14 protein-coding genes are annotated in these 21,381 nt (G+C 34.8%); 10 read left to right on the top strand and 4 right to left on the bottom strand.

Annotation, left to right across the window (positions count from 1 at the left end):
• Window positions 1–131 precede the first annotated feature (131 nt).
• The 3 genes from ACGH80_RS04760 to rph all read right to left on the bottom strand — a co-directional run bounded on the left by ACGH80_RS04760 (window position 132) and on the right by rph (window position 3,584).
• Window positions 132–1,916: a DUF262 domain-containing protein gene (locus tag ACGH80_RS04760; protein ID WP_065589926.1), complete on the bottom strand. Its 1,785-nt coding sequence runs from the start codon at window positions 1,914–1,916 to the stop codon at window positions 132–134.
• Between the two features lie 290 nt (window positions 1,917–2,206).
• A complete protein-coding gene (gene pyrE, locus ACGH80_RS04755; protein ID WP_065574840.1) occupies window positions 2,207–2,854 on the bottom strand; it encodes an orotate phosphoribosyltransferase in 648 nt (215 codons plus the stop codon).
• 13 nt (window positions 2,855–2,867) lie between these two features.
• The gene (gene rph / locus ACGH80_RS04750) at window positions 2,868–3,584 is read right to left on the bottom strand and encodes a ribonuclease PH (RefSeq protein ID WP_065561348.1); all 717 of its coding nucleotides are present in this window, start codon (window positions 3,582–3,584) and stop codon (window positions 2,868–2,870) included.
• A 161-nt stretch (window positions 3,585–3,745) separates the two neighbouring features.
• Between rph and ACGH80_RS04745 the strand changes: the two genes are divergently transcribed.
• From ACGH80_RS04745 to ACGH80_RS04735, 3 genes are all read left to right on the top strand, one after another.
• Window positions 3,746–4,612 (top strand): YicC/YloC family endoribonuclease, encoded by an 867-nt coding sequence (locus ACGH80_RS04745; RefSeq protein WP_065589924.1) that lies wholly within the window; start codon window positions 3,746–3,748, stop codon window positions 4,610–4,612.
• 11 nt (window positions 4,613–4,623) lie between these two features.
• Complete coding sequence (locus tag ACGH80_RS04740) at window positions 4,624–5,523, top strand: DMT family transporter (protein ID WP_085165261.1); 900 nt, start codon at window positions 4,624–4,626, stop codon at window positions 5,521–5,523.
• A gap of 145 nt (window positions 5,524–5,668) precedes the next feature.
• Window positions 5,669–6,352 carry a tetratricopeptide repeat protein gene (locus tag ACGH80_RS04735; protein WP_411578685.1) on the top strand — a complete coding sequence of 228 codons (684 nt, stop codon included), beginning with the start codon at window positions 5,669–5,671 and terminating at the stop codon, window positions 6,350–6,352.
• Between the two features lie 72 nt (window positions 6,353–6,424).
• On the opposite strand, the gene ACGH80_RS04730 is transcribed toward ACGH80_RS04735, so the two are convergent.
• The gene (locus ACGH80_RS04730) at window positions 6,425–7,804 is read right to left on the bottom strand and encodes an MATE family efflux transporter (RefSeq protein WP_296318253.1); all 1,380 of its coding nucleotides are present in this window, start codon (window positions 7,802–7,804) and stop codon (window positions 6,425–6,427) included.
• A 397-nt stretch (window positions 7,805–8,201) separates the two neighbouring features.
• Between ACGH80_RS04730 and yejK the strand changes: the two genes are divergently transcribed.
• The 7 genes from yejK to ACGH80_RS04695 are packed head-to-tail and all read left to right on the top strand — an operon-like array spanning window position 8,202 to window position 21,376.
• Window positions 8,202–9,206, top strand: coding sequence for a nucleoid-associated protein YejK (gene yejK / locus ACGH80_RS04725; protein WP_411630610.1), 1,005 nt, complete (start codon window positions 8,202–8,204; stop codon window positions 9,204–9,206).
• A gap of 42 nt (window positions 9,207–9,248) precedes the next feature.
• Window positions 9,249–10,091 (top strand): deoxyribonuclease IV, encoded by an 843-nt coding sequence (nfo, locus tag ACGH80_RS04720; RefSeq protein ID WP_174798096.1) that lies wholly within the window; start codon window positions 9,249–9,251, stop codon window positions 10,089–10,091.
• Window positions 10,092–10,125: 34 nt separating this feature from the next.
• The gene (locus ACGH80_RS04715) at window positions 10,126–10,263 is read left to right on the top strand and encodes a hypothetical protein (RefSeq protein ID WP_411630640.1); all 138 of its coding nucleotides are present in this window, start codon (window positions 10,126–10,128) and stop codon (window positions 10,261–10,263) included.
• Window positions 10,260–13,964 (top strand): DUF4132 domain-containing protein, encoded by a 3,705-nt coding sequence (locus tag ACGH80_RS04710; RefSeq protein WP_411630609.1) that lies wholly within the window; start codon window positions 10,260–10,262, stop codon window positions 13,962–13,964. Before ACGH80_RS04715 ends, ACGH80_RS04710 begins: the two co-directional genes overlap by 4 nt.
• Window positions 13,958–17,701 carry a DUF4132 domain-containing protein gene (locus ACGH80_RS04705; RefSeq protein WP_411630608.1) on the top strand — a complete coding sequence of 1,248 codons (3,744 nt, stop codon included), beginning with the start codon at window positions 13,958–13,960 and terminating at the stop codon, window positions 17,699–17,701. The genes ACGH80_RS04710 and ACGH80_RS04705 overlap by 7 nt, the downstream gene beginning before the upstream one ends.
• On the top strand, window positions 17,695–18,792 hold the full coding sequence (locus ACGH80_RS04700; protein ID WP_174798099.1) for an ATP-binding protein: 1,098 nt from the start codon (window positions 17,695–17,697) through the stop codon (window positions 18,790–18,792). Before ACGH80_RS04705 ends, ACGH80_RS04700 begins: the two co-directional genes overlap by 7 nt.
• 16 nt (window positions 18,793–18,808) lie before the next feature.
• The gene (locus tag ACGH80_RS04695; RefSeq protein WP_411630607.1) at window positions 18,809–21,376 is read left to right on the top strand and encodes a DUF5682 family protein; all 2,568 of its coding nucleotides are present in this window, start codon (window positions 18,809–18,811) and stop codon (window positions 21,374–21,376) included.
• Window positions 21,377–21,381: the final 5 nt, after the last annotated feature.

Raw genomic sequence — 21,381 nt, 5'->3', positions numbered from 1 at the left:
ATATTAACGCCATATCACTTGTTGGTGATACGGCGTTAATTTTATTTTATGAAAGTTTATTACAGTAGTTTAACTGACTATTTCCTATAACCAACAATTGATTCCTACACATCATATTAGTTGATTGATCATTATTTTGCCATTTTTGGGGTATCTATCTGCTTTACTAATGTAAAATCTATAGCTAATAATTTTTCTAATCGTGCAAGTATCCAATTATAACGATCTTTTAATGCATCTTCATGCCATTGTTGATTAAATGTTTTTTGATTAAAATCATCTAATACTTTTTGAGAAAGGCGAAATGCAGTCGTGTTATTAGTATGATTACCCTGATATACGATCATTTTGACATTGAAAGGATTATTACTAGCATCAATGTTTTTTTTACCGCTTAATAATGTCAAATTAGCAATACTATGTAACCATCTGTTTTTTACTTCTTCGGTGATATGATTCCATTCTGCAATAGTCTTATATTTTTTAGGTAATATATGTTCAAGGTGCAAGTCATTATTAAGTTTTAATAAAATAGGATTAGATTGATCGGTTAGATCATACTCAATTAAAATCAAAAGAGGTTTAATCCATGCTTCTTTATCAACCATATTAGAAGTTAGCTGAGATATCGCTAATTCATAAATCTTTTCGGAATTTAACTTATTTGAAAAGATTGCTTTTAAATAATTGATATGTTTTTTTTCTTTCAGTGCTTTAATGACATTAAAAGAAGTCTGCTTTACTTGGGATAATGTTTTTCCCGCAATCCAATATAAATAATAAAAGCGTCTTAGTTCAAAAACTAATTCATCAAAATCTTTATAATTTGTTGTAATGGCTGTCATTAATATCGCTTTCCAATAATTACTCCATCTCAAATATTGGAATGAATAAATATTTTTATCTTTTGAACAATATATTTTTTCGTAATAATTAATAACAAATTGTTTTAATGAGGCTATGACTTGATTAGGATCTTGATTTTCGAATAAGTTTTGTAGCTCTTCAGTGAATGATTTTTTTTGATTTGAGCCTAATAAATAATGTGCGTAAATAATAAACAAATCATTTAAACTTATATCGTCACATTGTTTAATGAGCTGCTCCATTTCACGCCAATCAGACATAAAACTATCTTCTTTTAATTTTGAAGTGGCTAAATCATCTTTATATTTTTTATAAAGCTTTTCTAATAAAAAACTTTTTATTAAGTCAGCAGAAGTTAAATCTAAACCTCTATTATTGAGCACCTGAAACAACTTAATAGCAAAATCACGACTGGTACAATCGATACGTATAATTTTAACTTGGTAAAACAAATAATTAATTAACTCTCCAAGTTTATTTTCAGGTAAAGAATTTAATTTCTCTTTAAAAATTAGTGCGGTATTAATAAATTTAAATTTGGGTTCTTGATCATTTTTAATTTGATATTTATATGGAGGCGGCAATATTTTTGTTGCTCCCTCGTTTAAAATATACGCTTCAAAATCAGATTGATGAGAGCTATGAGTGTGTAATCTTAAACGTGAAGCTCGGCTATTAAAGATTATTGCAGAACGGATAATATCAATATTTACAGAAAGGGGATTTAAATTATCATGTAGATTAAGATTCGGAAAATAATCACGTATAACGCAAAATAGTATCATTAACGTTGTTAATCTTTGTTGTCCATCGACAACATCAATATAAGGGGAATTAGGTTCATCATAAGAATTTGCTGTAATAACAGAGCCAAGAAAGTAATTTGGTACGTCATTTTCATATGATTCTAAAATATCGTCCCATAACTGTTCAACTTGTTCACTTTCCCATTTATAAGGTCTTTGATACTTTGGTATTTTATAAAGATTTTTTGTATCACCAAATAATTCACTAATTGATAAACTACGGGGTTTAAAAGATTCTTCCATATTTATACCTACTTATATTTCTATTTAATTTAATTTAATTTGAAAACATTTGATTATTAGTTATTATTCTAACAATTTACTTGTTTCATATAAATTAATTATCATGATTAATAATATAAATAAAATTTAAAAGGCTTGATATGATGATTAAATCTTAAAAAAATAAAAGCAATTATTTTACTTTATTGTGGAATTTATCTTACTGATAATAAAAATTTCTAGATAAAACATGAAAACTAAAGCCTCTTTCGAGGCTTTAGTTTTTATAAATATAGAAAAGTAAATTGTTATTACTTTATCCCAAATTCAGACCGATAAGCTTCAACTTGCGTTACTTGATCTTTTCGAGCTGGATCTTTATAGAGGTACTGGATTAAATCATCAAGCGTAATAATTGAAATTACATTGCAATGATAAGTTTGTTTAATTTCTTGAATTGCTGACAGTTCACCACGACCTTTTTCTTGACGATCTAGACAAATAAGTACGCCAGCAAGTTTAGATTGGTTATCTGCTAATATTTTCATCGATTCACGAATAGCAGTTCCGGCAGTAATAACATCATCGACCAACATAACGCGTTGTTGATAGATCGAACTACCTACTAAATTACCGCCTTCGCCATGATCTTTTGCTTCTTTACGGTTAAAGCAGTAAGGAATGTCAACATTATGATGTTCAGATAGTGCAACAACGGTTGATGAAACAATAGGGATACCTTTATAGGCTGGACCAAAAATGACATCGTACTCTAAATTAGCATCCATCAGTGCGGCTGCATAAAAACGACCTAATAAAGCCAGATCTTTACCTGTATTAAATAATCCTGCATTAAAGAAATAGGGACTTTTGCGTCCCGATTTCAAGGTGAATTCACCAAACTTTAATGCTTGCCTATTTAATGCAAATTCAATAAATTCACTTTTATATGATTTCATCGATCCTCTCCAATTAATCTTTTAAGGCCTGTTTTTGTGCATCAATAATAGTTTTGATGCCATTTTTTGCTAGCTCTAACAGTTTTAATAATTCGTCATGACTAAAAGGTTCGCCTTCAGCAGTGCCTTGCACTTCAATCATACGACCATCGTCAGTCATAACAACATTCATATCGGTTTCAGCGTTTGAATCTTCTATGTATTCTAAGTCACACACTGCTTGGCCATCGACAATACCGACAGAAACAGCAGCAACTAATGATTTAATTGGATTTTGCTTAATTTTACCATCTGCAACCATTTTGTTGATTGCATCATTTAGTGCTACACAAGCACCAGTAATTGACGCAGTTCGGGTACCACCATCTGCTTGAATAACATCGCAATCTAACGTGATAGTATATTCACCTAATAAATTAAGGTCGATCATTGCACGTAGTGAACGAGCAATAAGGCGTTGAATCTCCATAGTGCGACCGGTTTGTTTACCTTTAGCCGCTTCGCGTTGAGTTCGTGAATGGGTTGCACGAGGTAGCATTCCATACTCAGCAGTTACCCAACCTTGGTTTTGACCCTTTAAAAAACGTGGCACACCTTCATCAATAGTGGCATTACAAAGTACTTTAGTTTCACCAAACTCAACTAATACAGAACCTTCTGCATGCTTAGTATAATGACGGGTTATTTTGATAGGGCGGACTTGTTCCGCAGATCGACCTGACGGGCGCATGCAATTCTCCAGATGTTACAATTAAAAAATATCTTTTTTGAGCTAATTATTTAGGGGGACATCAACAAGATAAGGTTGATGTTTAGCCTAAGCTAAGAGCATATTATACAGAATATGTGGTACAATGCCCAGCAAGTTTTTTACAAATTTAGGAAGCAATTATGATTTCCAGTATGACCGCCTATGCCAGAAAGGAGTTAAATCAATCTTGGGGAACCGCCTCATGGGAACTCCGATCAGTTAATCAACGTTATTTAGAAACCTATATCCGCCTACCAGAACAGTTTCGTTCACTTGAACCGATGATACGTGAACGACTCCGTAATCGTCTAACTCGTGGTAAAATCGAATGTAATTTACGTTTTGAATTAGATCCTGCAGCGCAAAATCAAGAACTTTCGTTAAATAAAGATCTTGCTAAGCAAATTTTAAATGCCGCAAACTGGGTTCAAACAGAGCATCAATCAGGACAAGTTAACCCGATTGATGTACTTCGTTGGCCAGGCGTATTGTCGGCAAAAGAACAAAATCTTGACAGCATATCACAAGAAATCCTAGCGTTACTTGATACAGCTATCGACGAGTTTAAAGCTGTTCGAGAACGTGAAGGTAAAGCGCTTAGTGATTTAATTGTTAAACGTTTAGAAGCCATTACCGTAGAAGTGGATAAAATTCGTAATTGGATGCCGCAAATACTTGAATGGCAAAAAGAACGTTTAAAAAGTAAATTGGCTGAAGCTAATATTGAACTGGATCACTCTCGCCTAGAGCAAGAAATAGTGATGGTTGCCCAGCGAATTGATGTTGCAGAAGAGCTTGATCGTCTAATGACACATGTTAAAGAAACTTATTCGATCTTAAAGAAAAACGAAGCGATAGGTCGTAGATTGGATTTTATGATGCAAGAGTTTAATCGAGAAACTAACACTATTGCCTCTAAATCAATTAATGCTGAAGTGACAGCCAGTGCAATTGAATTGAAGGTACTTATAGAACAAATTCGTGAGCAAGTACAAAATATTGAGTAATCACCTATCTAATGAATAAAGTACTTGGTATTTTAGCTGTCATATTAGCATCTGTTTTATGGGGGACAACGGGCACAGCAGCTACATTTGCTCCCTCGCTTTCACCTTTACTTATTGGCTCGTTAGCAATGGGCATTGGTGGCATTTTACAATGTACATTGGCGATATCCAAAATAATCAAAGATCGTCATTTGTTAACCAAACATTTTGGTTTTCTTATTGTTGGTGCCATTGCGGTAATGATTTACCCTTTAGCTTTTTATAGCTCGATGCGGTTATCTGGCGTGACAATAGGAACGGTGGTCTCTATTGGCTCTGCGCCGATTCTTTCAGCCATTATTGAATATATTAGCAGTGATTTTCGGCTAACTAAACAATGGTTAATGGGAGCTAGCTGTGGTATTTTGGGAATAATTTTACTTGCCTTTTCAGAAAATAACTCTACTACAAATCAATATGATCATATCACTATTGGCATTTTGCTAGGCTTAATCGCTGGATTCACTTATGCCTTGTATTCATGGTCTGCACGGCAATTAATGTTAAAAGGTATCGCAACAAAATCGGCCATGGGCGCGACTTTTGGTTGTGGTGGCATCTTACTCATACCTGTTATGCTACTTACAGGATCTGCATTGTTTGACTCATTAACCAATATGGCCGTTTGCGTTTATATGGCATTGATTCCCATGTTTCTTGGGTATTTATTTTATGGCTATGGTTTATCTAAAATATCAGCCAGTTCAGCTATTACTATTAGCTTGTTAGAGCCGGTTATTGCGGCCATATTAGCGATGTTAATTATTGGCGAACAAATGTCATTAGTTGGGTGGTTTGGGGTTATATTGATTTTTATGTGTCTTATTTTTGTGACCTTATCGAGTATTACAAACTTATCGGCTTCGACATAATAAGGCTACAATACGAAATACTGAACGGAATTAATAGACTTTTGTTTTATTGTGATATTACTAAAAATAGTTCAGTAATTTTAGTTTATAATAAATTAAAATATATATTTTAACTTCATTAAGTTTTACTAATAAGCAATATAACGTGAAAAAATTAGTTGCATTATTTTTATTGTTCATATGTTTCTCAAACCCATCTTATGCTCAAGATTTTCGAGATTTGAGTTTTGACGAATTATACAAAAAAGCGGCAGAAGAAAATAATCCAGAAGCACAATTTTATCTTGGCGTTAGGTACCTTTATGGTATTTCTGTCACAAAAGATGCGCAAAAAGCAATAGAATGGTACGAAAAAGCTGCGGCACAAGGTATTGTATATGCTATGACTAATATCGCTAGCTTATATTATAAAGGTGAAGAAGTTGAACAAGATTACACCAAAGCTTTTGAATGGTTTCAAAAAGCAGCAGAAAAAGACGACGAAGCTCAATTTAATTTAGGGTATATGTACGAAAAAGGCCAAGGTGTTGAACAAAATATAACGAAAGCTTTGGAATGGTATCAAAAAGCGAGCGAAAATGGCAATGTAAATGCTCAATATTCTTTAGGTGATATGTATTTTGATGGTAAAGTTGTTGAACAAGATTATAGTTTAGCTAAAATTTGGTTGGAAAAAGCAGCCGAGCAAAATGATCCTTACGCACAATGGAATCTTGGTGTGATATATTTTAATGGCTATGATGTTAAAAAAGATACCAAAAAAGCGAAAGAATTGTTTAAAAAAGCTTGTGAAAATGGAATTAAGCATGAATTTTGTGAACAAAAATAAAAACGACTTCAGTAAATAAAATTGGGCTAAATTAAAAAGGGCGTTAAGCCCTGATTAACTTAAACGGCAGTATTAATTACAACAATGTCTTTTCTTGAGTGATTTAAAATACCAATAAAGCACAAGGCAAGCTGTACCTGTTGATAACAGATCGGCCGTTGGGGCAGCAGCCCAAACACCATCAAAACCCAAAAATAATGGTAAAATATAAAGTGCTGGTAACAAAATCAAAATTTGCCTTGAAAGACTTAATAAAATCGAAATTTTTGCCATACCAATACATTGGAAAAAGCTAGTGGTAACCATTTGAAAGCCAACAAAAATAAAAGAGAGTGTAGTAAATCGTAATGCAATAGCCGAAAGTTGCACTAAATCTTCCTCGGAACTAAAAGCTCGCACCAACATATCTGGAATAAAAAATCCTAATACAAAACCGAGCGAAGTTACAACCGTTGCTACTTTCACAGCATAAAAGAAAGTCTTTTTAACGCGATCATAATTTTTAGCACCATAATTATAACCAATAATAGGTTGCATACCTTGGTTGATACCAATGACAATCATAATCACTAAAGTAATAAGCCGGTTAGCATTAGAAAAAGCAGCAATTGAATCATCGCCCGACACATTAGCAAGTGGAGCATAACGATTAAGTTGCCAGTTAATAAACACTACAACGATTGATGCCGCCATTTGCATTGAAAAAGGCGATAAACCGATTGATATAACCGATTTTGCAATTGAAAAGTCCAACTTAAAATTACGACGATAAAGCTTAATATTACTATTCTTATTTAAAAAATGTTGCATAACAAACACAAAGCTAATCATCATCGACAACGTTGTTGCCATTGCAGCTCCACGCATCCCCCAGCCTAAACCAATAATAAAAATTGGCGCTAAAATAATATTAGCAATCACACTGACAAACATAGTTACCATGGCTTTAAAAGGGTAACCACTTGCACGCATCATATTGTTGTAGTTAAAAGTGAGGGTTAAAAAGATACTACCAGGTAGAAAAATCTCTAAAAACTCTCTAGCATAAACATGGTTAACAGGGCTAGAACCGACAAAACGTAACACGGGATCAATAAAAATAAGCAGCATTGACAGCGTAAAACCACTCAGTACTGCAGTTAGCATAAACGACGTACCAGCGACTTTTTCGGCCTTGTCGTTTTCACCACGACCTAAAAAAATTGAAATCCGACTGGCCGAACCGATTCCAACTAACATACCAATTGCCGCTGCTAAATTCATCACAGGTAAAATAAGACCAGCAGCACTTAACGCCTCGCGCCCGATCCAATGGCCAATAAAAATGCCATCAATAATATTATAAAGTGTATTAACAATCGTTCCAATCACTGCTGGCAGCGCATATTGCCAAAATAGTGCACTGATTTTTTTATTTTTAAAATCATTATAAACATCAATAGAGTGAGCCATTGCTTTTAATTTTCCGTTGATAAATATTGTAAAGAAGTTTCAGGTAACTATACGTTTCAGTATAAAAGCATAATCATTATTTTACATTGATAATGATACCCCCAAATTGCTTGTTAGGTATATTAGCAAAATAATAAATTCAGTTTTTGAATTTTACTTATTTCTTAATTTTAATGATTATAACTGATAGCGATTATCTAAACCTTGCTATCGCGACTGCGCTTACGTGTAGTTAAATCTTGTCAAAAAGTTTCAGGTAACTATACGTTTCAGTATAGATTTTATGCAATTTAACTGTGCTAGTTTAACAGACTGGCAAATTGTTAATAGCACTTTTTCAGCGCTTTGATAAAATAATGTCCTTAATGATTATAGCGATCCAATAGGAACCTCACCAATGAGCGTACAAATAGAAAAGATCATACTGCATAAATTAATTAGAAAAAGCGACACCGAAATTGAACTACAACTTCGTGACTCAATGCTCGACAACGAGCAAGCGGTTGTTAATCTAATTGAAGATATCAACCGCATCTATAATAACAAAAGCAAAGCCTATGGATTATTTAATAGCGAAAGCTTATTTGAACAATCACTAAAAGAACTACGACTAGGCAATCAAGATTTTTTACATTTCAGCCAAGAATCAACCAAACAACTACGCAACGAACTTGCCAAATATCCTTTTGCAGAAGGAGGAACGGTGGTGTTTTGCCAATATCGTTATTTGGCGGTTGAATACTTAATTATTGCGGTGTTAAATAGTTGTTTAAGTATGTTAGTTAATGAAGACTTAGATATTAGCGAAACGCAATATCTAGACATTGACCATGCCGATATTATTGCCCGTATAGACATGACCGAATGGGAAACCCAAGCCGACTCAAAACGATATTTAACCTTTTTAAAAGGACGAGTAGGGCGAAAAGTATCTGACTTTTTTATGGACTACCTAGGTGCTAATGAAGGATTAGATGCGAAAGCACAAAACAAAACACTGGTTAAAGCGGTAGATGATTACTGCCAAGAAATGCAATTTGACAAACAAGACAAAACCAACGCACGTGAAAGCGTCTACAATTACTGTCAAGCTCAATTACAAGCTGGTGAAGAAATTGAACTAAAAAATCTAGCCAACGAACTACCAACAAGTGACGATAACAACTTTATTGAATTTGTCAAAAATAGTGAATACGATTTAGAAGACACATTCCCCGTTGATCGTAGTGCATTGCGCCAACTTAAAAAATTCTCGGGCAGCGGTGGCGGATTAACCTTAAGCTTCGATTCAAATTTGTTAGGTGAACGTATAAAATGGGATCCACAGACTGACTCACTGGTTATTAAAGGTGTACCGCCTAATTTGCGTGATCAGCTACAACGTAATAGCGGCTTGAACTAATTATCTGCTAATCATAAACTAACAACGTTATTAGGACAAAAAATGAAATACATTGGTGCACATGTAAGTGCAGCAGGTGGGGTAGATAACGCTCCGATAAATGCCTATCAAATTGGCGCAACCGCATTTGCGTTATTTACCAAAAATCAACGACAATGGCACGCCAAACCGCTTGAAACAGCCACCATCGACAGCTTTAAAAAACGCTGCGAAAAATATGGTTTTACCAGCAAACAAATTTTGCCACACGATAGTTACCTTATTAATTTAGGACACCCCGATAGTGAACAGCTTGAAAAATCACGCACTGCTTTTTTAGACGAAATGCAACGTTGTGAACAATTAGGATTAACATTACTCAATTTTCACCCCGGAAGCGATCTAAAACAAATATCGGTTGATGAATGCCTAGCACGCATTGCCGAATCGATAAACATTACGCTCGACAAAACACAAAATGTGGTTGCTGTCATTGAAAATACGGCTGGACAAGGCTCTAACTTAGGCTATAAATTTGAACATCTTGCGCAAATCATTGACCAAGTCGAAGACAAAAGTCGAGTTGGAGTTTGCATTGACACTTGCCACGCTTTTGCCGCTGGTTACGATTTACGTACCGAACAAGCTTGCCAAGAAACTTTTGCTGAGTTCGAAAAAATCGTTGGTTTTCAATACTTACGAGGTATGCACTTAAACGATGCTAAAAGCGAATTTGCTAGCCATGTCGATCGCCATCACAGTTTAGGCAAAGGCAATATTGGTGAAACTGCATTTAAATATATTATGCAAGATCCAAGAATTGACGAAATTCCTCTTATCTTAGAAACCATTGATCCTGATATTTGGACGCAAGAAATAAACTGGCTAAAGGAGCAATGTCAATAGTTATTAAAGCGTTACACCTTTTGTTATCGGTGATGTGGATACAATTAAAAATAACACAATTGAAATTAGCAAAGATCCTCGTGTGTTACTAACAGAAAGTTATGCTGATTATATGGCTGTTGCTAAGGCATGTAGCGGATTTGATCCAGAATGGGAGAAGAAAGGAATATGAAAAAAATAAATGAATTATCATCACAACAATTAATTACCACTATATTTGACCCAGTAAAAGAACTGGATAAAACCATGCCAACGCGCATTACTCAATATATCTTACAGGGTGATGAACTAAATGTATTAGTTGATTTAAATCAATTGTGTCAGTCTTCAAACACGGCTACTAAACTTTATGAGTTACTTCGAAGACCTTGTGACCTTCATTATACAAATATTTGTGACGAACCCAATTCATCCGAAAAGGCAAGAATGGCCTTTTATCAGCGTTGGACTGATGATTATACTTTTGAACAGATAATCCGTTTTGCACGAGTTTTAACGGCGTTATGTGGTAATTTACGTTTTATTAAACTAATTACTCCAGAGTTACCCTCTTGGTTTTTATATCTGTTATATGATGGATTGATTACTACGTTACCGATTTGTTGTGACAATGAAGATCGGATTGATGAGCGAAAAAATTGGTCAATTAAACAATTACATGAGTTGTTAGAGATTGAGGAATCAGGATTAGGTAAAAAGTTATTATTTGCTATATTTGACCGCCAAAATATTACATATCGCAGCTGTTTTCAATATTTCTTTATGATTAATGGTCTATTACCTTATGTTATTGAGCATATCGAATTATTCAAACAATTACCGAATCAAGATATTGCGATATTAGGGCAAGTCGAACAATTAAAATATATTCGAAAGCATCCTGAACTACAAATGCCACTGATTGATTTTATTGCTGTGCAGTCATTAAATAGCTCCAAACAAGTCAATCAGCTAGCAACTGAAATGTTACTTAGTTCCCCTGTCGAAATAGTAAAGCCCCATTTACAACGTTTGTTAACTGCTGGCACAGTTAAGCAGCGTAGTCATGCTGCCGCATTACAGGCTAGAATATCCTCCGATCCGACAATCTTACAACAAGCCTTAACTAACGAAACCAACAAAACGGTCATTGCTGCGATCGAGAGTGCTTTATCACGACTTGAAAGTGCAAATACAGCCGAACAACAAGCAACTTTGATAATTCCTGATTTTGAGCCAATCGATGATGTTGATTTACCCATTATTGCTCGTGATATTTTGCAGCAAAATTATGAAGAACATTTAATAGAAAGTGAAAAAGCGGCACAAAAAGAAGTTGAAGATAACAAAAAATATAACCTTCCATATAATTGGGCAAGAAAATACTATAAAACGTTAAAAACGATTACCTCACAGGATTTAGATGATGTCTATCACTATTTAAATGGTAAGATTGAATATTCGGCGTTACTCAAAAAAATCAATAAAAATATCGATATTAAATTTTTATTAGCCAAAAAAAGGTTACAGAATCTACCTGAATTTACGCTTTTTCATCTATTACGAGTGACTCAATTAGCTGATAAAGATACAGGCGTTTATTATTTCGAAAGATTATTTGAAAAAAATGAATTTATAAAAAAATTAGATCTTAGACAAATTGCAGATGTATTAGTAAAACTCAATTATTCTCAGCATGTGCCCTATGTCGTTGCTGTGCCATTTTTAACCAAAGATACCTATCACGATGTCTATGAAAATGAACCACACAAATTATGGCCATTTTTTGCTGAAAACGAATTTTTGCTTGATGAGGCCTTAGGTTTTGCTCCCAAACAAGAAGCCTTGTCTTATCTTAATGTTGATGTAGAAAGTACCATTAAAATATTACAAACTTTCCCAAATATTCCAACTAAATATGTTGCTTATCTATTTGAATTAGCTTTGGGCGAAAGTAAACAAGTACGCTATGCCGCACAAAACGCTTTAAGTGTGATTACTAATATTCATTGCCAAGTTGAACAAGCTTTAACATCAGCAAAGCAAGAGGTGCGAATTGCCGCCGCTAATTGGTTAGCAGAGTTAGGACAAAAATCTTCAATTAAAGCATTAAATAATGCCTTAAAAAAAGAAAAACGCGAAACTGTACAAGCTGTTTTATTAGTCGCTTTAGAAAAATTAGGCGAAGATATTAGTCAACATCTAACCGTTAAAAAACTATTAACCGATGCACAAAAAGGCTTAAAAGGTAAAAAACCTGCTGATTTTGACTGGTTTGATAAAAATCTAATTCCGCCATTAACATGGAAAAATGGTGATGTAGTTGATCCTCAAATTATTGAATGGTGGGCGTGGTTAGCGGTCAAGTTAAAAGATCCAGCTAATCCATTGTTAATTATTTATAGTCGCTTATTAAGTCAGCAAAGCCAACAGCAATTAGGCGAATTTATTTTACAAAGCTTTATTAAGCAAGATACGCGAATGCCAACGGTGGAAGATGCCGAAGCAAAAGCCAATTCATTAGCCGATAAGCGATTGCAGCGATATATTGGCTACTACCAGCAACATCCTCAATACTACCCTAGTTATGCCAATATTACTTTTGAACAAGTATTTGAAGAGATAAAAAAAGAGGCTTTGGCAGTCTATCTTGGTTCAGCCATTAAAGCGAAAGGATTATTAGCATTAACTAGTGGTATTAAAGGTCATATTGCAGTTTCGTTATTACGTAGTTTTATGAAAGATCATCAACAACGACGAGCGCAAATTGAAGCGATGCTTGAACCGCTTGCTCAAAGTGATGATCCGTTGATCACTCAACTCTTGTTATCGCTTGCCCGCCGTTATCGTGCTGCATCTGTACAAGAAAAAGCCCGCTTATTGGTAGAAAGTATTGCAGAACGCAATGGCTGGACTACTGATGAACTAGCTGATCGCACCATATCTACCGCAGGGCTAGATGATAATGGTGTGTTAACCCTTGACTATGGTGAACGCACATTTACGGCTACTTTTGATGATAAGTTTAAATGGCATTTAAAAAATGCAGATGGTGACGAAATTAAATCCTTACCAGAAGCCCGAAAAAGCGAAGATCAAGCCTTAGTGAAAGAGGCAAAAAAACAGTTTTCCAACAGTAAAAAAGAACTAACGCAATTGCTTAATATGCAAATTACCCGCTTTTATGAAGCTATGTGTACACAGCGTCAATGGCGAGTAGAGGATTGGCAAAAATACTTACAGCCACATCCTATCGTAGGACGGCTTATTCAACGTTTAATCTGGCTTGAATTAGATGAAAATGGACAGATAGTAAACAGCTTTAGACCAACTGAGGATGGTAGCTTAATTACAACTGAAGATGAAGAAATAGAACTAAATGAAGGTAATCGCATTGCCCTTGCCCACTCTGCAGTGTTGCCAAGTGCTATCACAGTAAAATGGCAAGATCATCTTAAAGATTACAAAGTCTCCGAGCTATTTGATCAATTGACTCACTCATTACCAGATATAAGTAAAGTTAAAGATGACATTATTGATGAACGTTTAGGTTGGTTAACTGACAGTTTCACGATACGTGGAATCTTAACCAAATTGGATTATAAGCGTGACAATGTTGAAGATGCAGGTTGTTTTTATGGTTATTATAAGTATTTTTCTAGTCTTAACCTGTATATTAATATTGAATTTAGTGGCAGCATGGTACCAGAAGAAAATATCCCTGTTGCTCTTTTTGACCTCTATTTTAGTAAAAAGCCAGGTTTAAAAGATAGACCAATAGCTCTCGATAAATTGCCTCCAGTGTTACTCGCTGAAGGTTATGCTAACTATATGGCGGTTGCAAATGCGTGTAGTGGCTTTGATCCTGATTGGGAAGATAAATTAATATGGTAAAGGATACTGTTGACAATAATGAGCGCAATTTATTAGCGTGTTTTGAGATTTTGCGGGGGTTAGATAAATTGATTCCTGAGCGCATTTGTAAATATATTTTACAAGGTCAAGATCCTCTAGTTTTAGAGGATTTAAATCAATTATCACAAACGTATAATAATGCAAAGCGAGTTTATGGGCGCCTAGGCTTTCCAGGTGCGACTAATATCATTTATTATTCCACTGAGAAAAAACAACCAATAAAAGCAAGAGCGCTATTTTATCAACAATGGACGGATAACTATACGCCAGAACAGATTATCCGTTTTGGTAAGGTATTGGCAGCAACCTATATTGAAAATATGCAGCAAAGTCGCGTTTATTCAGAACAAAAAAATATTGATGTGATCACGCCAAATTTACCATTATGGTTTTTATATCTATTTTTAGATGGATTGGTTTCAACTTTGTTTAGCTATAATCAAAGTGCTGAAAAAATTATTCTTGAACGTCAAAATTGGTCTGTTCAACAATTACATCAATTGCTCGAAATAGAACAAAAAGGGCTAGGGAAACAGCTATTATTTGCTATTTTTGACCGTCAACAAACACCAGAATCTTATTTAAAGTGTTTTTATTATGTGTTTATGATTAATGGTTTATTGCCCTATATTTATGAACATCTTGAATGGTTTAAAACCTTGCCTGAACAGGGGCTATCTAGAGTTGGTCAATTACAGCAATTACAATATATTGCTAATCAAGACAAACTTAAACAAGATGTGATTGATTTGCTTGTAAAACAATCAACAAGTAATATAAAAGCAATCAGTGAGTTAGCAACAACCTTGTTACTAAGTTTACCTATTGACATAATACAAGCTGAATTACAAGTTTTATTAGATCAAGGAACACCTAAGCAACGTTGCCATGCGATAAACTTATTAGTTAGATTATCTGTTAATCGCAAGATTTTAGAAGAAGCATTAACCCGTCAGACGAATAAAACCGTAATAAAAACCATCGAAGGGGCTTTATCACGATTAAGTGTCAATGAGGATGCTAAACAGCAAGAAATCGGATTAATTATTCCTCCTTTTGAATCGATCGTTGAAGTTAATTTACCTTCTAAAGCGCAAGATATTTTGCAACAAAACTACCAAGAAATATTAGTCCAACAGCAAAAGAAAGCAGAACAGGAAATTCAATATAACCAAGAATATGGTTACAAAATTACATCTGAACAACAGCGTTATGCGCAATTAAAAACAATTACTGTTACTGATTTAGATGCGATTTTTGATTGTTTAAATGGTAAAGGTGATATCAAACAGGCGGATATAAAAAATAAATTAATTTATGATGTTATTTTGAATAAAGGGCGCTTGCCATCGTTACCTGAATTTAATCTTTACCACTTATTACGTGCGGAAAAAATTTGTCATCATCAGCCTAATTCCTTTTATTTAGGTTTAAGTTTTTCTCATCATGAAATCTTGTTACGTACTGATTTACGCCAGTTAGTTGAAGTCATGAATAAAATAGATTATGTGCCAGATGCGAAACGTACCATCGCTGCCGCATTTTTAATGAATTATTATTATGAAACCACAGCTGAGGTCGATCCTAATTTAGTTTGGCCATTTTTTGCCGAAAATTCCGTTTATCTTGATGAAGCATTAGGACTACTGCCAAATCAAGAACTGCAAAACAGTGATTATTTCTTTGAGAAAGAGCGAGGGATAAAAATATTAACTTTTTTCCCGAAGTTACTAGCTAAATATGTGACTTATTTACTTGAACTGGCATTAGGTGAAACTCAATCATTACGTTTATTAGCACAAAAAGCATTGAGTATGTTGCCTGATATTCATTACCGAGTGGAAGAGGCATTAATATCAACCAAACAAGCTCAGCGTATTTTAGCTGCCAAGTGGTTGGTAAAATTAGGACAGAAATCATCAATTAAAGCACTGAATAATGCGCTAAACAAAGAGAAATCTGAATCTGTACAAGCAACATTATTAGCTGCGCTTGAAAGTTTAGGTGAAAATATAAACCAATATTTAACGCCAACGAAATTATTAGATGATGCACAAAAAGGCTTAACAGGCAAAAAACCAGCAGATGCCAAATGGCTTGATGAAAGCTTAATTCCAGCATTAACTTGGCAAAATGGTAAGGTGGTTGCCCCTCAAATTATCACTTGGTGGATTTGGCTTGCGATAAAATTAAAAGAGCCTGCTAATCCATTATTAATCATTTATACCCGACTTTTAAGCATCAAAAGTCAACACGAATTAGGTGTATTTATTTTACAGGCTTTTATTAAGCAAGACACACTAACCCCAACACTTGAAGAAGCCGAAATAGAGGCAAACTTAAATGCAAAACAGCGTTTGAAAGATTATTTAAATTATGCAAACCGTTATCCTGAGTATTATGGTCAATATGAAAATATGACTTTAAGCGAAGCTTTCGAAATGATAAAGCAAGAAGTGCTTTCCCGTGTGATTGGTTCAGCTATTAAATCAAAGGGGATATTATCACTAATTGGAGGCATACAAGGTAATACTGCCGTATCGATAATAAAAAACTATATTAAAAACTATCAAATCAGGCGTGGACAAATTGAAGCCATGCTGGAATCAATAGCCGTTAGTGACGATCCGCTTATTATTCAATTTTTATTATCAATTGCACGTCGTTATCGAACGCAGTCTGTGCAAAAAAAGGCAAAATTATTGATTAACCAAATCGCTGAGCAAAAACAGTGGACGGCTGATGAACTGGCTGATCGCACCATTCCAACAGCAGGTTTAGATGAATCGGGCGTACTGAGCCTTGATTATGGTGAGCGAATTTTTACAGCTACATTAGATGATAAATTTAAATTTGTATTAAAAAACGCCGAAGGTAAAGAAATTAAAACACTCCCCGAAGCAAGAAAATCTGAAGATGAAACACTTGTTAAAGAAGCAAAAAAACAATTTAGTAATAGTAAAAAAGAGCTGAAACAGTTAATTGAATTACAAATAACGCGGCTATACGAAGCCATGTGTTTGCAACGACGTTGGTCAGTTTTAGAGTGGCAAGAATATTTCTATAACCATCCCATTATGAATCGATTAATTCAACATTTAGTATGGCTTGAAGTGAATGAATCAGGGGTAATTATAAAGAGTTTTCGTCCAACCGAAGATGGCAGTTTAATTGATTTAAATGATGATGAGATTACGCTTAATAAAGAAAACGATGTTACTGTTGCACATAGTGCATTGTTAACTAACGAAGTAGTGAAAACATGGCAAAAACATCTTGCAGATTACAAAGTTCCGCTACTACTTACACAATTTAACCATTCGTTGCCTGATGTTAGCCATGTTGAAGAAAATATTATTGATGATCGTAAAGGGTGGCTAACAGACAGTTTTACAATACGAAATATATTAATTAAACAAGGGTATAAACGAGACGATATAGAAGATGGTGCTTGCTTTTACGGCTATTATAAATATTTTAGCGAGCTTGAGCTTTATATCAATATTGAATTTAGTGGTAGCTATGTGCCAGAAGAGAATATTCCCGTTGTACTTTACAATCTATATTTTAGTAAAAAGCAAGGGAAAAACGGTAATGCAATTGATATCAACGATGTGCCGCCAGTATTACTAGCAGAAGCTTATGCTGATTATATGGCTGTTGCTAATGCCTCAAGCGGTTTTGATCCAGAGTGGGAGAAGAAAGGGTTATGGTAAAACAAACACAAGCCATTCGCTTAAGTGCAGAACAACGTTATGCTAAAGAGTTAAATAAGTTGCTGAAATTGGATAGTAATAACAATAAACCTCAAGGTTGGCAATTATCACCAAAATCGGTACGAACGTTTATTTTAGGTAATGAAGAAATTGGCATCAGCCGCAAATTTTTTGGTGACGATCCTCTTGTTGATCGAGCAATAGTCTCTTTGCTTGGTAAACAAGGTTTAATGTTAGTTGGCGAACCAGGTACAGCTAAATCGATGTTATCTGAACTGCTAGCTGCAGCAATCAGTGGTGATTCAAACCTAACTATTCAAGGTACGGCAGGGACAAATGAGGATCATATCAGATATTCTTGGAATTATGCTTTATTATTAGCAGAAGGACCAACTGAACGAGCATTAGTTGGTTCGCCAATTTACCACGGTATGCAGCAAGGTAAAATTGTGCGCTTTGAAGAAATAACACGTTGTCCTCCTGAAATTCAAGACGTACTTGTGTCATTGATGTCAGAAAAGCAAATGATGATTCCAGAAATGGGACAACATGCTAAAATTAGCGCTCGACCAGGTTTTAATCTTATTGGTACGGCAAATTTAAAAGATCGCGGTGTACATGAGATGTCGGCTGCATTAAAACGTCGCTTTAATTTTGAAACCGTTAACCCAATTACTGATAAAAACTTTGAAATAGAATTAATTAAAATGCAACTTAACCAGGAATTAGGTGAACTAAAATCGCAGATCATTATTCCAGTCGATGTCATTGAACTATTAGTAACAACGTTTCAAGAGTTAAGACAGGGGCAAACACAAGCAGGCACTAATCTGAAAACACCTGATGCGGTGATGTCAACAGCAGAAGCTGTCAATATTGTTTATGCCTCAGCATTAGATGCCTATTATTTTGATGAGGGCACCCTTGAGGGTGGACATATTGCTAAACAGCTTATTGGTGTAGTTTTAAAAGACAATGCTGATGATATTAAACGAATTCAATTTTATATGGATAATGTGGTGCGAGAAAGAGCCAAAAACTCATCAGTATGGCATTCATTCTACCAGGTGTCTAAAAAATTCTGGAAATAATAAATAGATAATCATTATGGGAAGCTCACCATTACCACAACGTCTACAAAATGCTTTGATATGTCGAGATGCATTACAACAAGCACAGATCTATTTTGCTCCAGTACGCCATCATAGTCCTGCTTGTAGTTATGCTTTGCGACAGTTGATTACTCAAATTAAACCGACTCATATTTTGATTGAAGCACCTGCTAGCTTTTCAGAAAAACTTGAGGAACTACTAAATAATAAGACAGAGCCACCCATTGCTATACTTTGTCAAACAGATCTTCAAGTAGACGAAGTTGTCTTTCAGAAGAATGAAGAATATAGTGAAGAATATAAAGAGGATGATAAGACTAACTCGCCATCGCATCAAATTACTCGCTCCGTATTTTATCCATTTTGTAGTTACTCACCAGAGTGGCAAGCAATGCAATTGGCAAAACAATACAATGCAAAAATTCAATTTATTGATCTGCCTTGGGCAGAACAAGTTACTCAAGAATTCACATCATTGCAGAGCAAATCATTACTTTCTGAAACCTATCTAAAGCATAGCCAATACATTACTCAATTGGCTAAGAAATTACATTGCCGTGATCATGACGAAGTTTGGGAGCATTTATTTGAATTAAGAAATTTTACCGATCTTGCTGATTGGCAAACATTTTTTGAAGATACGTTTATTTGGTGTGCAATGGCGAGGCTTGATTACGATTCATCATCACTTGAAGCTGAAGGATCGAGCCAACGAGAACAGCACATGTTAACCGCAATTGGGCGATTAAAAAAATCGACCCCCGATGCAAAAATTGTGGTGGTCACAGGCGGATTCCATACTTTAGCATTATTTGAAGGATTATGGCAAAACAAGCTTCTATTACCCAAACGAACCGATATTACCCGATTTAATCGACAGCAGAAAAGTGGCGACAGGGATCGAACTTGGCTTATTCGTTATAGTTTTGATCGCCTTGATGCATTAAATGGTTATACAGCAGGGATGAATTCTCCTGCTTATTACCAAAAATCTTGGCAATCAATGCTAGCTTATGAACAAAATTCTAACCAACCGCAAACAACCCAATGTTATCGAAAAACACAATTGATTGATTTTTTATCGATTATTACTGATAAATTAAGAGAAAAGCAAAATTGTAGTGATGCAATTGGTTTTATCCCTTTAAAGTCGGCGATTGAACAAGCCTGTTTATTAGCTGAACTTCGAGGTCATTATGGTCCAGGTCGTTATGATCTGCTTGATGGTATTCAATCTGCTTTTATCAAAGGAAGTATTCACGATGTACGCAGTGATTTTTGGCAAATAGTTTATCGTAGCTTATCAGGAAATCAATTAGGACAAATTCCTAATGATATAGCCTCACCACCACTTGTTAATGAAGTTTATTCAACACTTAAAAAATACCGTTTTAAGCTCGACGACACATTGCCTAAAACTACCCATATTGATATTTACCGTAACCCAGAACATCGGCAACGAAGTCGATTTTTACATCTACTGGCCTTTTTGGACGTTGGATTTGCTAATCGTCTTGACGGACCAAATTATCAATATGGAACAAGGTTAACCATTATGTTTGAAGATTGGCAATATTTATGGACTCCAATGGTTGAAGCTAGGTTAATTGAGCTGTCAGAGCAAGGCACGCAACTTGAACAGATTGCTATACAAAAACTACAACAGTCAATAGAGCAATTAACAGAAGATGGAATGGCACAATCTTGTTTGTGTGCAGTAAAAGGGGTGATACAAGCGGCGTTAATGGGATTACAAACCTATTTTTCTCAATTATTAGTGAAATTATCATCATTCTTAGAAGTTGACAGTAATTTATTGTCATTAGTGGATTGTGGGCATCGTTTACTCTATTTATGGCAAGGTCGGGACTTTTTAGCACTTAATGTCAGTTCAACTTTGTTAGCATTGCTAGCTAAAGTACCAAAACAAGCCTTTTTCTTACTTGATACATTAAAACAATCCGATACAGAGCAACAGCAAGAAAATTTAAAAACATTATTATTATTTAGAAATTTAATAAATAATCTACCAGATAAGCTAGATGCGAAAAAGTTGAAACAGGATTTTTACCTGAATTTACATCGTTTACAACCGTTATTAAGCGAGGCGCCATTGATTCGGGGCGCTATTGATAGTATTGCTTATTTGGACTCTCAAATTAGCCAATCAGAATTTGACCACAAAATAAAAATGGCTTTTGAGTTAGGATCCCAATATGAACAGGCAAGTAGCTATTTTATGGGGATAATGCAATGTGCACCCGAATTAATTATCCACTCTTCACAATTATTAACAAGCCTTGATGAATTATTAGCAAATTGGAAACAAGATCAATTTATCGAAATACTTCCTGATTTACGACTTGCATTTACGCAACTCACACCGAAACAAAATGCGATAATTGCCGAAAAAATTTCTAAAAAATATAGTGCTGAAAAAGAAGATATGAGTATTGAGCAATATAGATTTAGTGAAGAAGAATTGCAAAAAACACTTTCTTTGGAATTATCTATCTCCCAATATATTCATCAACAACAACTACAAGATTGGTTTAAACAGTAAGGATT

Origin of the sequence: Gilliamella sp. BG1, assembly GCF_046635625.1 — a bacterium.
Lineage (GTDB): Bacteria > Pseudomonadota > Gammaproteobacteria > Enterobacterales > Orbaceae > Gilliamella > Gilliamella bombi.
The sequence above is the reverse complement of the archived record's forward strand: the minus strand, read 5'-3'. Positions and strand labels throughout refer to the sequence as shown.